Source organism: Pseudomonas sp. 1928-m, from assembly GCF_029269135.1.
Taxonomy (GTDB): domain Bacteria; phylum Pseudomonadota; class Gammaproteobacteria; order Pseudomonadales; family Pseudomonadaceae; genus Aquipseudomonas.
This window is the reverse complement of record NZ_JARIXO010000001.1, coordinates 255,815-268,510: the sequence shown is the minus strand read 5'-3', so window position 1 is coordinate 268,510 and position 12,696 is coordinate 255,815. Positions and strand designations below refer to the sequence as shown.

At 63.1% G+C, this 12,696-nt stretch carries 12 protein-coding genes and 2 riboswitches; of the genes, 6 read left to right on the top strand and 6 right to left on the bottom strand.

Translation table 11 applies throughout. The annotated features are described in order from the left end of the window. Positions 1-142: 142 nt before the first annotated feature. A riboswitch (cobalamin riboswitch) is annotated at positions 143-348 on the bottom strand. 132 nt (positions 349-480) lie between these two features. The 3 genes from P3C18_RS01185 to cbiE all read right to left on the bottom strand — a co-directional run bounded on the left by P3C18_RS01185 (position 481) and on the right by cbiE (position 3,438). Further along, positions 481-1,197, bottom strand: coding sequence for a (2Fe-2S) ferredoxin domain-containing protein (locus P3C18_RS01185; RefSeq protein WP_275960059.1), 717 nt, complete (start codon positions 1,195-1,197; stop codon positions 481-483). A 313-nt stretch (positions 1,198-1,510) separates the two neighbouring features. Continuing rightward, the gene (locus tag P3C18_RS01180) at positions 1,511-2,239 is read right to left on the bottom strand and encodes a cobalt-precorrin-6A reductase (RefSeq protein WP_275960057.1); all 729 of its coding nucleotides are present in this window, start codon (positions 2,237-2,239) and stop codon (positions 1,511-1,513) included. Beyond that, the gene (cbiE, locus tag P3C18_RS01175) at positions 2,236-3,438 is read right to left on the bottom strand and encodes a precorrin-6y C5,15-methyltransferase (decarboxylating) subunit CbiE (protein WP_275960056.1); all 1,203 of its coding nucleotides are present in this window, start codon (positions 3,436-3,438) and stop codon (positions 2,236-2,238) included. The genes P3C18_RS01180 and cbiE overlap by 4 nt, the downstream gene beginning before the upstream one ends. Before the next feature lie 69 nt (positions 3,439-3,507). Next, positions 3,508-3,709: riboswitch (cobalamin riboswitch) on the top strand. A gap of 94 nt (positions 3,710-3,803) precedes the next feature. Here cbiE and cobG point away from each other — a divergent pair. The 4 genes from cobG (at position 3,804) to cobJ (ending at position 8,339) form a co-directional block, all read left to right on the top strand. Next, entirely contained in the window at positions 3,804-5,159 is a 1,356-nt protein-coding gene (gene cobG, locus P3C18_RS01170; protein WP_275960055.1) for a precorrin-3B synthase, read from the top strand. Beyond that, positions 5,152-5,778, top strand: a complete 627-nt coding sequence (locus P3C18_RS01165; RefSeq protein ID WP_275960054.1) for a precorrin-8X methylmutase — start codon at positions 5,152-5,154, stop codon at positions 5,776-5,778. The genes cobG and P3C18_RS01165 overlap by 8 nt, the downstream gene beginning before the upstream one ends. Then, on the top strand, positions 5,775-6,527 hold the full coding sequence (locus tag P3C18_RS01160) for a precorrin-2 C(20)-methyltransferase (protein ID WP_275960053.1): 753 nt from the start codon (positions 5,775-5,777) through the stop codon (positions 6,525-6,527). Before P3C18_RS01165 ends, P3C18_RS01160 begins: the two co-directional genes overlap by 4 nt. A gap of 150 nt (positions 6,528-6,677) precedes the next feature. Next, positions 6,678-8,339, top strand: coding sequence for a precorrin-3B C(17)-methyltransferase (cobJ, locus tag P3C18_RS01155; protein ID WP_275960052.1), 1,662 nt, complete (start codon positions 6,678-6,680; stop codon positions 8,337-8,339). Positions 8,340-8,421: 82 nt separating this feature from the next. Here cobJ and P3C18_RS01150 read toward each other — a convergent pair whose 3' ends face one another. Then, positions 8,422-9,585, bottom strand: coding sequence for an ATP-binding protein (locus P3C18_RS01150; RefSeq protein WP_275960051.1), 1,164 nt, complete (start codon positions 9,583-9,585; stop codon positions 8,422-8,424). Between the two features lie 207 nt (positions 9,586-9,792). Between P3C18_RS01150 and P3C18_RS01145 the strand changes: the two genes are divergently transcribed. Together P3C18_RS01145 and P3C18_RS01140 are read left to right on the top strand one after the other, a co-directional pair. Beyond that, complete coding sequence (locus P3C18_RS01145; RefSeq protein WP_275960050.1) at positions 9,793-10,362, top strand: type IV toxin-antitoxin system AbiEi family antitoxin domain-containing protein; 570 nt, start codon at positions 9,793-9,795, stop codon at positions 10,360-10,362. Further along, positions 10,349-11,245, top strand: coding sequence for a nucleotidyl transferase AbiEii/AbiGii toxin family protein (locus P3C18_RS01140; RefSeq protein WP_275960049.1), 897 nt, complete (start codon positions 10,349-10,351; stop codon positions 11,243-11,245). The genes P3C18_RS01145 and P3C18_RS01140 overlap by 14 nt, the downstream gene beginning before the upstream one ends. Here the strand turns inward: P3C18_RS01140 and cobF are convergent. Together cobF and P3C18_RS01130 are read right to left on the bottom strand one after the other, a co-directional pair. Then, complete coding sequence (cobF, locus tag P3C18_RS01135; protein ID WP_275960048.1) at positions 11,235-12,011, bottom strand: precorrin-6A synthase (deacetylating); 777 nt, start codon at positions 12,009-12,011, stop codon at positions 11,235-11,237. The two genes, P3C18_RS01140 and cobF, sit on opposite strands and share 11 nt — an antisense overlap. Beyond that, positions 12,008-12,694, bottom strand: a complete 687-nt coding sequence (locus tag P3C18_RS01130) for a VWA domain-containing protein (RefSeq protein ID WP_275961556.1) — start codon at positions 12,692-12,694, stop codon at positions 12,008-12,010. The genes cobF and P3C18_RS01130 overlap by 4 nt, the downstream gene beginning before the upstream one ends. Positions 12,695-12,696: the final 2 nt, after the last annotated feature.

The window sequence follows — 12,696 nt, the reverse complement described above, 5'->3', positions numbered from 1 at the left end:
GCAAAAGGGATAGGCACGGCAATCCCGATGGAAACGCGCAACAGCAAAACACGGGCGCGCAGGCACCCACGATCGGCGTCAACGCCCGCCCACCGCGGGTTGCCAAACAGTTGGGAGTTGCCGCTGCATAACGGGCAGCGTGCAACATCCCTAAGAATCAGGCCGGTCTCCGGGCTCGCGAGGGTCATGAAGCCATCGCCTTCCCATGCAGAAACTGCACAGTGGCATCGTGATGACGTCGCTCGCTTACCGTTGCGGGGGCAGCGTCGGACTAGCCCAAAGGGCGCACCGACTTCCCGTTTAACCTTACGCACGGCGGCGTAAGACACCTGAAACGGCGCGGATATGACCATTCAGGCCGATCCGCGTCAAGTTTTTAGCTGTTGCCGAATGGCTCTACAGCGGTCTTTTCAGCCTTGATCAAGGCGTAAGCGTAGGGTGGACAACGCGAAGCTTGTCCACCAGGCGTGGCACAGCGACTCAACCCTGATCAATCCGCAGCTCAGGCACGGCGCGGCCAGCCACCAGCCGCTCATCGACCAGGCGGATCAGCTCGGCCTCATCGCGCACGCGAAACCACTCGCCGGCCGGGTAGAGGCTGGCCGTCGGGCCCAGGTCGCAGGGGAACTGGCACTGCGTGCGGGTGATATGCACCCCACCCTCGCACTCCAGTTTGCCGGCGGCCTTGAGGCGTAGGCGCAGGGTTTTCCACAACTCCAGCGCACCACGCCGGGTGCAGCGCGGGCCATTACACAGCAGCAGGCGCTGGGCGTGCGGCGGAATCTGCGACCAGGCGTGATGCCCCGGCACGGCGGCCACACCGACACAGGGCAGGTGCAGCTCAGGGCGCTCGATCAGCGCGCAAGCGGCCTCCACCGGCAAGCCTTCAGCCTGGCCAATGGCACTGGCGACAAACAGCTGCTCAGGGTTGGCCTGCTGGCCTAGCTTGCTGCGCAGCCAATCGAGGTGCGGGCTGCTGCTCTGCGGCTCCAGATCGACCACCAATAGCGGCCGCTCACCCTCGGCCACGCGCTGCCAGAGCGGCGCATAGCCTGCGCTGGTGTCGACGATATCGGCCAGCGCCGCTTCACCGCGCAGCTCAACCAGACGCCGGCGAAATAGCTCGGCAAACGAGCCCTCGGCCAGGTCGGGGCCGACAAACAGAATGCGGGCGTATGGGGAAACGGGCGTGGTCATGGCGGCCTCCAAAGCGGGGCGGCAGTCTAACAGGGGATTTTTTGCTTGAGTGGCAGCACGTAGCACGTAGGGTGGATGACGCTTCACCCATCCACCAACTGCGATGGTGGATGAAAACAGCGTCATCCACCCTACCTTGCACCTACCCCCCCTGTAGCCCGGATAAGCCTTGGCGCAATCCGGGACGCGGTCCCCCGGATTGCGCTGCGCTTATCCGGGCTACATTCCGGCCTGCTGAAGACCGTAGGATGGGTGGGGCCGCCTAGGTGCTAACCCATCAATCCGCTGATGGGTTAGCACCCATCCTACTCAGCTATATCCCGAGAATCTGCAGCGCCTCGGCCAGCGCTTCGAGGCTGGCAAACTCGCGCTCCACCGCTGGTAACTCGGGCCGGCGCAGCAGCAGCACCGGCAGACCCAACTCCCGCGCCACCTGCAATTTCGGCTCGGTGGACTGGCTGCCGCTGTTCTTGCTGATCAGCACATCGGTGCCCAGGCGGGCGAATAACGCGCGTTCCTCATCCAGCGCGAACGGCCCGCGCGCCCCGATAATTTCCGCACGCGGCACGGCTGTCTGGGCCGTCAGGCAGCGCACGGTCCAGTGCTGATGCAGGGGAATCTCATGCAGATGCTCCAGTGGCTCGCGGCCAAGGGTAAACAGCGGGCGCTGAAAATCCCGCAGCGCCGCAACCAAACCGGCCCAGTCGTCCACTTCACGCCAGTCATCACCCTCGCCGGCCTGCCAACCAGGGCGGCGCAGCGCCCAGCAAGCAATTCCGCTAAACTCGCAAGCGCGCGCTGCGTTGGCGCTGATCTGCGCGGCATAGGGGTGGGTCAGATCGAGCAGCAGTTCGATGCCCTGTTCGCGGATAAATCGCGCTAAGCCTTCAGCCCCGCCAAAACCGCCGACGCGTACCTGGCAGGGCAAGTCATCCGGCACCCGGCCCAACCCGGCCAGGCTGTAGATGGCTTCGGGACTCAGCCGCCGCGCCAAACACAACGCCTCGGTGGTGCCGCCCAATAGCAGAATGCGCGGGCTCACAGCTTGCGCACCGCCAGCAGGGTGATTGGCAAGGCGCTGCGCCAGGTGTCGAAGCCGCCCAACGGCTGCGCCTGGGCCACGCTGATGCGGGTCAGTTCGCCGCCGACCTGCTCACGCCAAGCCACCAGCGCCGCTTCGCTTTGCAGGGTCACGGCATTGGCCAGCAAACGCCCGCCCGGTTTCAGGCTGGCCCAGCACTGCTCCAGCACACCGGGGATGGTCACCCCGCCGCCAATAAAGATCGCATCCGGCGCCGCCAATCCGGCCAAGGCTTCGGGCGCGCGGCCGGCGACCAGTTGCAGGCCCGGCACGCCGAGAGCATCGCGGTTGTGTTGGATATGCGCCTGACGACCGGCATCGGCCTCGATGGCCAGCGCTCGGCAACTTGTATGCGCGCGCATCCATTCGATGCCAATGGAGCCGCAACCCGCGCCGACATCCCAGAGCAGCTCACCCGGTTGCGGCGCCAGGCGCGCCAGGGTGATGGCGCGCACATCGCGCTTGGTCAGCTGGCCGTCGTGCTGATAGGCGTCGTCCGGCAACCCCGGAGTGAGCGGCAGCAGGCGCACATCGGCACCAGCCACACAGTCGATTGCCAGCAGATTGAGATCGGCGACGCGTGATACGGCCCAATCGCTGGCCAGACCATCGATGCGCCGTTCCTGATCGCCGCCCAGGTGCTCCAGCACGGTCAAACGGCTGGGACCAAAACCGCGTTCACGTAGCAACTCGGCCACGGCCGCCGGGCTGTCGCCGTCATTACTCAAAACTAACAGCCGCGCGCCGGGGAAAATCTGCGCCTGCAGCGCCGCCAACGGCCGCGCCACCAGCGACAGCACCGTCACCTCCTGCAACGGCCAACCCAGCCGAGCAGCAGCCAGTGAGACGGATGAGGGCGCAGAGAACACCCGCAATTCCTCGGCCGGCAGTTGCCGCGCCAGGCTCGCGCCAACGCCGTAGAACAGCGGATCACCGCTGGCCAACACGCAGACCGGCGTACCGCGCCGCGCCAGGACCTGCTCCAGGCTGAATGGGCTCGGCCAGAGTTCGTGCTGCCCCGGCAGATCGCTAGGCAACAGCGCCAGCTGCCGTGGGCTGCCGACGATCCACTGCGCCTCGCCCAACGCCAGCCGCGCCGCCTCACCCAGGCCGGCATAGCCGTCTTCACCGATACCCACCAGGGTTAACCAGGCCGTCATGCGCTTTCCTCAAACCGTCATCAGCGCGTCGCCCGACCAGCTGGCTGTCGTGCCCGCGCGCAAAGCGGGCATAATAGCGCCTTCGTCGGTGCCCACCGCCATTGTGCATAGGGCCTAAGAGGGAATCCGGAGCGATCCGCTGATCGTGACCGAGCTGCCCCCGCAACTGTAAACAGCGAGTCTGCCGCAACTGTGCCACTGGGTAACCGGGAAGGCCGCGCCAGATGATGACCTGTCAGCCAGGAGACCTGCCGACGACGCTAGTCGCGAGTGCCAACATCGGGCGGGGTGTACCGATGCCATGAAACCCCCTGTGGGCGGGTTTCGCTGGTTCGGTCGCCGCGTCGTAGTAGCTGGTGAACCGTTTGCGCGACTGTCTAACCTCCGCCGATCTGCCTGCCCCACGCCCCGAAAAACCGGGATCGGCGTGCCCCGGCCTGCTGCGTATCGTTCCGGCACTGGACGGTGGCATCTGCCGGGTCAAGCTGGCTGGCGGCGTGCTCAGCAGCCAGCAGGCACGGGCTATTGCCGAGGCAGCAGAGCGCTGCGCCAGCGGCGTGCTGGAACTGACCAACCGCAGCAATCTGCAAATTCGCGGCGTGCTGCCAGGCCAGCAGGCCGAACTGATCGAGCGCCTGCTGGCCGCCGGCCTCGGCCCAAGTAACCCGGCCGCCGACGATGTGCGCAACCTGCTGCTCAGCCCCGCCGCCGGCCTTGATCCGCACGCCCTGCTCGACACCCGCCCGCTGGCCGCCGCGTTGCTTGAGCTGCTGCAAGCCACCCCTGCGCTGCATGGGCTATCGGCCAAGTTCGCTATTCAGCTGGACGGCGGCGAAGCCCTGGCCATGCTCGAACACCCCCACGATATCTGGCTGAGCGCCCTGCCCGGCACGCCGGCTCGCTTGGCCTTTGGCTTGGCCGGTTGCCCGGGTGATCAGCCGCTGGGCGTGGTCGACGTTGAGCAAGCCGTACCGCTGGTGGAACAACTGCTCAGGCTGTTTCTCCAGCTAGCGGGTAATGAACATAGCCGGATGCGCCAGCTGCTCGCCGCAATATCGCCCAGCCAACTGCTGCAACAGCTGCAAACGCGCCTGCCCTTTGCCGTGCAGGCGCCACCGACCGATTGGCAACACAAACCAGTCAGCCCACGCGCGCCGATGGGCATTTATCCACAGCAGCAAAACGCCCTTTGCATGGTTGCCGCCGCTTCACGTCTGGGCCGGATCGACGCTGCGCAACTCAAAGCACTGGCCGATCTGGCTGAGCAATATGGCGATGCCAGCCTGCGCCTGACGCCCTGGCAGGGTCTGCTGCTGCCCAATATCCCCGAGCAATCGGCAGACAAGCTGCTGCACAAGCTGACCGAACTGGGCCTGCTCACCGATGCGCAGGAACCGTTAAGCCATCTGATCGCCTGCACCGGCTCAGCCGCCTGCGGCAAAGGCCTGGCCGACAGCAAAGCTGATGCCTTGCGCCTGGCCGAACGCCTGCGAGCTAGCACGGCGCGCCCGCAGGTACATCTCAGCGCCTGCCCGCGCTCCTGCGCCGCCGCGCATACCGCGCCCTTCACCCTGCTGGCCAGCAGCGCCGGGCATTACCAGCTTTATCAACGCACGCCCGAGGCGGCCGGTTTCGGTCAGCTGCAGGCCAGCGCCATGACTATCGACGAGGCCGGCGACTGGTTCGCCGCCCACTGCGCAACAGGAAACAGCGATGCTTGAGTACATCCGCGACGGCCAGGAAATCTACCGCCAATCCTTCGCCACCATTCGCGCCGAGGCTGACCTGTCGGCGATCCCGGTAGACCTGGAAAAGCTCGCGGTGCGGGTTATCCACGCCTGCGGCATGGTCGATGTGGTGCAGGACCTGCGCTTCTCCCCCGGTGCCGGCGCTGCTGGCCGCGCTGCGTTGGCCAAGGGCGCGCCGCTTCTCTGCGATGCGCGGATGGTCGCCGAAGGCATCACCCGCCCGCGCCTGGCCGCCAACAACCCGGTGATCTGCACCCTGCATAACGACGGCGTAATTGAGCAGGCCCGCGCACTCGGCAATACCCGTTCGGCAGTCGCATTGGAACATTGGCGCGAGCATCTGGAAGGCAGCGTGGTGGTGATCGGCAACGCCCCCACCGCGCTGTTTTACCTGCTGGAAATGCTCGACGCTGGCGCGCCGAAACCAGCGTTGATTATCGGCATGCCGGTGGGCTTTATCGGCGCGGCGGAATCCAAGGACGCCCTCGCCGCCGACAGCCGTGGCGTGCCCTATGTGATTGTGCGCGGCCGTCGCGGCGGCAGCGCCATGGCGGTGGCAGCGGTCAACGCCCTGGCCACGGAGGTGGAGTGATGAGTATGCAAAAAGGCCGCCTGCTCGGCATCGGCGTCGGCCCCGGCGACCCGGAGCTGATCACCCTCAAAGCCCTGCGCCTGCTGCAATCGGCAGCGGTGGTCGGCTACTTTGTGGCCAAGGCCAAAGCCAACAAGGGCCAGGGCGGCAACGCCTTCGGCATTATCGAACAGCACCTGAGCGACACACAGCAGCGCCTGCCGCTGGTGTACCCGGTGACCACGGAAAAACTCGCCGCGCCGCTGAGCTATGAAGATGTGATCAGCGATTTCTACGACACCTGCGCGGTGCAGATCGCCGCCCGGCTTGACGCCGGCTTTGATGTGGCGGTGATCTGCGAAGGCGACCCGTTTTTCTACGGCTCCTATATGTATTTGCACGACCGCCTGGCCGACCGTTACGACGTGGAAGTGGTGCCCGGCGTGTGCTCCATGCTCGGCTGCGCCTCGGTGCTCGGCACCCCGCTGGTGTACCGCAACCAGAGTTTGAGCGTGCTCTCCGGCGTGTTGCCAGAAGACGAACTCAAGCAGCGCCTGCACAGCGCCGAAGCCGCCGTGATCATGAAACTGGGGCGTAATTTCGAGAAAGTCCGCCGCGTGTTGCAGGAGCTGGGCATCGACGACCGCGCCCACTACGTTGAGCGCGCCACCATGGGCAACCAGCGCATCGTGCCGCTGGATGAGGTTGAACCGATGTCCTCGCCGTATTTCTCGATGATCGTGATTCCCGGCGAAAAATGGCGCGGGTAACGCGACCGTAGGGCGGATGATGCTTTTTTCATCCACCATCGCGGTTGGTGGATGGGTGAAACGTCATCCACCCTACCCAACTGAACGTAGCCCGGATGCAATCCGGGAAACCGCACGCCCCGAATTGCATCCGGGCTACAGGATTCAAACATGAGTATCGCCCCCGCCATCATCATCCTCGGCCCCTCTGCCCTGCCTTGCGCACGGCGCATCCAGGCGCTTTATCCCCAGGCCGAAATCCACGGCCTGCACAGCCGGGTGGTGGACGTCGAGCGGACTTATGACGACTTCGGCGACACCCTACGCACGCTCTACCGCGCCGGTACGCCGCTGATCGTGCTGTGCGCCGCCGGTATCGTGATTCGCAGCCTGGCCGCTGTACTGGGTGAGAAAGACAGCGAGCCGCCAGTGTTGGCCGTGGCCGAAGACGGCAGCGCCGTAGTACCGCTGCTCGGCGGCCTGGGCGGGGTCAACCGCATGGCGCGGGAGCTTGCCGCGCACCTGGAGGTCAGCGCGGCGATCACCACCAGCGGTGAACTGCGCTTTGGCACCTGCCTGCTGGAACCGCCGGCCGGCTATGTGCTGGCTGATCTTGAGCAAGGCAAAGGCTTTGTCAGCGACCTGCTCGGCGGCCAGGCCGTGCGTATCGAAGGCGACGCGCCCTGGCTGGCCCAGGCCAAACTGCCGGTGGATAACAGCGCCAACCGGGTGATCCATATCAGCCCACATAGCCGCGCGGCCAATGCCGATGAACTGCTGATCCACCCGCAGCAGGTCGCCGTATGGGTCGAACGCGTCAGTCCTGAATTACTTAGCGAACTGCAGCAGGCGCTGCAAACCAGCAACCTGGCCGCGCAAAGCCTGGCCTGCCTGCTGGCCGCGCCAGAACTAATGGCCAACGCCGAGCTGCACCACGCCGCCGCACAGCTCAAACTGCCGCTGCGCTTTATCGATGACGCGCAGCAACTGCCACCACTGCACAGCCAACACGCCAATCTGCGCCTGCTGCTGGCCGCAGCGCCTATCGACGCCAACCAACTCGGCCGCCCCCGTGGCCGCCTGACGGTGATTGGCCTCGGCCCCGGTGCCGCCGAATTTATGGTGCCCGCCGCGCGCCAGGCGCTGGATGAAGCGCAGGACCTGCTCGGCTACGAAACCTATATCAATATGGCCGGCCCGCTGCGCCCGGAGCAGGTGCGCCACTGCACCGATAACCGCGAGGAAATGCAGCGCGCCCGCCATGCCTTTGAGCTGGCCGCCAGTGGGCGGCGCGTGGTGGTGGTGTCGTCCGGCGACCCTGGCGTATTCGCCATGGCCGCCGCCGTGCTGGAAGCCCTGCATGAATCGACCGACGCCGAATGGCAGCGCGTCGACCTACAGGTATTCCCCGGCGTTTCCGCTGCGCTGGCCACCGCCGCCAAAGCCGGCGCACCGCTGGGCCACGACTTCTGCCTGATCTCCCTGTCGGACAACCTCAAACCCTGGGCGATTATCGAAAAGCGCCTGGCCCACGCCGCCGCCGCCGACCTGGTGATGGCCTTCTACAACCCCATCTCCAAAGCCCGCCCCTGGCAGCTCGGCTCTGCGCTGGATATCGTCCGCCAGCAACGCATCCCGGAAACCCTGGCGGTACTCGGCCGCGATATCGGCCGCCCCGGCGAAACCCTACGCACCCTCACCCTGGGCGAACTAACACCAGAGATGGTCGATATGCGCACCTTGGTAATTATCGGCTCCAGCCAGACCTGCCGCTTTGCGCGGGCTGAGGGTGGGGAATGGGTGTATACGCCGCGGAGTTATCCACTCTCGTAGGAGTGTGGTTGAGCTTGCGATACCCATCAGGAGTTTCGATGGACACAGCCTGGGTATCGCAAGCTCAACCCACCCTACAAGCTCACCCTTGCCGCCGCATATATTCCGCGAAAAGTGGAACCGTAAAGTTCAAATAGCCATGATCCGTACTGTAGATCATGCCCTTAGAAATAATGTTAGCCCGAGTGGGGCCAAGCGATGACTGGGTTCGCGCCATTGCTTTGGCAATATCAGCCATCGCATAAGGACCATCGCCCAATTCCGACATAGTTTTAACAAACTGAACCTCTGACTTTGTCAGCCTATCAATGCGTACCCTGAAGAAACCCGCATCAAGCGAAGCTAAAGTCTCGGCATAGGATTGGCTCACGTCATCAAGGGTAATTTCTGGTCCCTCTGCATTGTTCCAAGCTGTGGAGGCCCACTCTTGAAGGAAGAAGGGATAGCCGCGTGTCCGTTCGACGATTTCGCCGAGTGCAGTCGGTTCGATAGTGGCTTCCTCATCCACTATCGGCTTTTCAACAGCTTGAATAGCAGACGGTTGATCGAGAGCACCAACTTCCGGATAAAGAAAAAGCCGCTCTGCATAGGACTTTGCTTCGCCTGCGAGCCGCGCGACTTGTGGAAGACCAGCACCGACAAGAAGTACCGGGAGGCCTTCCTGAGACATACGATGGATGGAAACGATTAGTGCTGATAGATCTGCCTCGGAAAGGTACTGCACTTCATCAATTAGAAGAATCCATCCCTTACCTGCGGCTTGTGCTGCTCGACCAATTACATCAAAAAGGTCCGGAAGGTCGTACTGAAGATCTCCACTATCAGCGAGACCGGGCTCTGGCTCAACGCCGACCTCAACACCAGCAATATCAATCTTGAAGATTGCCGCAAAACTGCGAAGGCCCTTTAATCCACGGCTAGCGATTTGCTTAGCTGCTTCGATACCCGAAAGAGAGCGCATGACCTTTCGCATTTCAGGATAGAGAAGGCGTGCAAGACTCTCACGTTCTGGAGACTCGACCTTAGAAACCAGAAGGCCTTCTTCCTGAGCGATTTTCCCTATTTCATTAAGCAGGACTGTCTTGCCGGTCCCCCTCAACCCAAGGAGCATGATGGATCGGGCGCTCCGCCCTTTAATGGCGCGGCCACATGAGATCCTTGCGGCCTCAAGGGTTGCATCGCGCCCCGCAAGTTCAGGCGGCCTACTTCCTGCACCTGGCGCAAAAGGGTTACGGTACGGATCCATATTTCTTGCCTCCACTGATCTCTAGCAAAGCATAGGCAAATATAGTTAATTTGGCTATACACGCATATATTTTGCTACTTACACGAGTTGCAAGCGCGTGGTGAGTGGCCACCCCCAATCTCACCCCTGCTCCAGCCTGCTCAGCTAAATCTGGCACTTACTCAACACTAAGTTACACTTACCGTCACTTTCTGTTGAGTGATCCCGATGAGCCAGCCCCGCGAAGCCGCGCAACCCATACGCCGCCTTTATCATGGCCTCGACGCGCTGGCGAGCCCTGAGCGCTATCTGTTTACTCCTTCAGATATGCGCGCCCTGGTGCCCGATATTTCTGCGCAGGCCTACCGTGCGCTGCTTAGCCGCGCCGCCAAGGAAGGCAAGCTGGAGCGCATTTGCCGTGGGCTCTACTTCTACAAACCCGCAAAACCAAGCTCCGGTTTGCTGCTGTTTCATGCTGCGGCGCGGCTGCGGGCGCATGAGTTCAATTACATCAGCCTGGAAACCGCGTTAAGCGACGCCGGCATCATCTCGCAGGTGCCGATGAACTGGATCACCCTGATGTCATCGGGGCGCAGCAGCCAGATCAACTGCGGCCAATGGGGCACCCTGGAGTTTGTCCACACCACGCAAAAAGCCGAGGCGCTGGCCGATCAGCTCAGCTACGACAGCAGATGCCGAATGTGGCGAGCCAAGCCAGCGCTGGCCATTCGCGATATGAAGGCCGCAAAAAGAAATCTCGACCTGATCGATTGGAGCATCGCCAATGAGTTTGTTTGACCAGCTGGTAAACCAGGCCATCGGCAACAATACCGACCTGGCCAACTTGCGCGTGGTGGTGGAAAAGGAGCTGCTGCACCACGACATCATGCTGGCGCTGAGCGAAGCCGGCCTGCTGGAAAAACTGTGCTTTATCGGCGGCACCTGCCTGCGGGCGTGCTACGGCTCCAACCGCCTGAGCGAAGACCTCGACTTTACCGGCGGCGCTGACTTTAACCGGGACGACCTGGCCCAGTTGAAAGCGACCCTGATTGGCAAGTTGCAGGCGAAATACGGCCTGCATGTGGAAGTCAGCGAGCCGAGCAAAGAGTCGGGCAATGTCGACACCTGGAAGCTGCGGGTACAGACCCGCCCTGATGCGCAGCACCTACCGGCTCAGCGCATTCATATCGATGTCTGCGCCATCCCAAGCTATATGGGCGTACCGAAAACGCTGCTCAACCCCTATGGCGTGGATATGGGCACCCAGGGTCTGATCCTCAACGCGGAGGCGCTTGAGGAGATCTATGTGGACAAGATTTTGGCATTTGCCCTGAGACGCGGGCGGATCAAAAGTCGTGATCTCTGGGACTTGCTGTGGCTAAAGCAGCAGAAAATCGAGCCAGCGTTGCAGTTGATCCCCAACAAGCTCAGGGATCACAAGGTAGAGCTACCGGACTTTCTGCAAACGGCCGCGCAACGCTCAGCCGCGTTAACTGACGACCCGCAGGTGAAGCAGGATTTTCGCAATGAAATGCAGCGTTTCTTGCCGGCGCAACTCGTCGCGCAAACGCTGAACAACGATAAGTTCTGGGCTTACCTAACAGACGAAATTCCATCGTTAATGCGCCGCGCCGAAGCCAGCCTAAAGCCACAGGCCGATTCGAACGACTTTATGATGTAAGCCCCTTGTCGCTTCTGCGCAGCAAATAGCTATCCATAATCCAGCCATGCTGCTCGCGCAGCTCGGCGCGGCGGCTGCGGATGGTCTCGGCGACCTCGCTTAGCGGCCCAGCGATCAGCACTTCATCCGGCGTGCCGATATAAGCGCCCCAATAGATCTGCATGGGCTGGTCGACAAAGCGTTGGTAGGTGTCCTGGGCGTCGAGCATCACCAGCACGCTATCCAAGCCCTCAGGAAAACCGCCTTCGGCCAGGCGGCGGGCCGGGGTGATCTGGAAGGCCTGGCCGATGCTGTTAAAGCAGACCTTATGCTTGGCCGCCAGGGCTTGCAGGCTGGTGATGCCGGGGATGACTTCGTACTCAATCTGCTCGCTGCTGTTGCTGACTATCTGTTCGACGATGCGTAGGGTGCTGTCGTACAGCGCCGGGTCGCCCCAGACCAGAAAGGCGCCGGTTTCGCCATCGCGCATCTGCTCGCGGATCATGCCTTCGAACACCTGCTGCTTGTCCTGATTCAGGTCGACCACGCTGCCGCGATAGTCCGGCACATCGCGCACACGCTCCGGGCAGTCGGCGCTGGCAAAGCGGTAGTCGCGGCCCTGGATAAAGCGCTCGCAGATGGTCTTGCGCAGGCCGATCAGGCTGTCTTTGGCGCTGCCTTTGTCCATCAGGAAGAACACGTCCGTGCGGTTTAGCGCGTTGATCGCCTGCACGGTCAAGTAGTCCGGATCGCCGGCGCCGATGCCGATTATCAACAGGGTTTTCATAAGGCTGTCTCCAGGCTGCCGGCCAGTGTCGGCAGCGAATCGATATGTCGGTAGTCGGCGCCCAGCTCAGCAGCCAATTGGCGCGCGCGGCCGAGGCGGATTGGCGCGCTTTCGATATCCACCAGCAGCGCCGGGCAGGCGTTCGGGGTTAACGCCGGCCAGTCACGCAGGCGGCCATCGGTGATGATCAACACACGCTGCCGCTCGGCCGGATGCAGCCGCTGACGCCGCGCCTGCCAGTCGGCGGCCTGCTGTATGGCCGCCAGCAACGGCGTGCCGCCGCCTGCGCCCAGCTCGGCCAACCAGTGCTGCAAGGCCTGGGAGGCTTTCTGCCCCTGCCAGAGCCATTGCGCCTGGCGACCGGTGGCGTGTAGCAATGCCAAGCGCGCGCGTTGCCGGCGCGCCTGCTCGAACACCTCACTGAGCAGGCCTTTGGCTTTGCTCAGTGCGCCATGCCGGCGAGTCGAGGCCGAGGCATCGACAATTACCAGCCAGAGTTCAACTGGCTTGGCGCTGCGTGGACGCAACAGCAGATCCTGCCGAGTTCGCGGGCGGCCTTTAAGCAGGCTCGCCGGCCAGTCGATACGCCCCGCGGCACCACTGCGACTGGCACCGTTGCGACCATTGCCTAATGTGCCGGGAGCGGCCCGGGCATCCGCGCCTGGGGCTGTGCGCGGGCGGATGC

Excerpts from the sequence above, each read along its gene's own strand:
- P3C18_RS01150 (WP_275960051.1), bottom strand. The coding sequence starts at position 9,585 with ATGGATCCGTACCGTAACCCTTTTGCGCCAGGTGCAGGAAGTAGGCCG.
- cobJ (WP_275960052.1), top strand. The coding sequence starts at position 6,678 with ATGAGTATCGCCCCCGCCATCATCATCCTCGGCCCCTCTGCCCTGCCT.
- P3C18_RS01185 (WP_275960059.1), bottom strand. The coding sequence starts at position 1,197 with ATGACCACGCCCGTTTCCCCATACGCCCGCATTCTGTTTGTCGGCCCC.
- cbiE (WP_275960056.1), bottom strand. The coding sequence starts at position 3,438 with ATGACGGCCTGGTTAACCCTGGTGGGTATCGGTGAAGACGGCTATGCC.
- P3C18_RS01140 (WP_275960049.1), top strand. The coding sequence starts at position 10,349 with ATGAGTTTGTTTGACCAGCTGGTAAACCAGGCCATCGGCAACAATACC.
- P3C18_RS01165 (WP_275960054.1), top strand. The coding sequence starts at position 5,152 with ATGCTTGAGTACATCCGCGACGGCCAGGAAATCTACCGCCAATCCTTC.
- cobF (WP_275960048.1), bottom strand. The coding sequence starts at position 12,011 with ATGAAAACCCTGTTGATAATCGGCATCGGCGCCGGCGATCCGGACTAC.
- P3C18_RS01145 (WP_275960050.1), top strand. The coding sequence starts at position 9,793 with ATGAGCCAGCCCCGCGAAGCCGCGCAACCCATACGCCGCCTTTATCAT.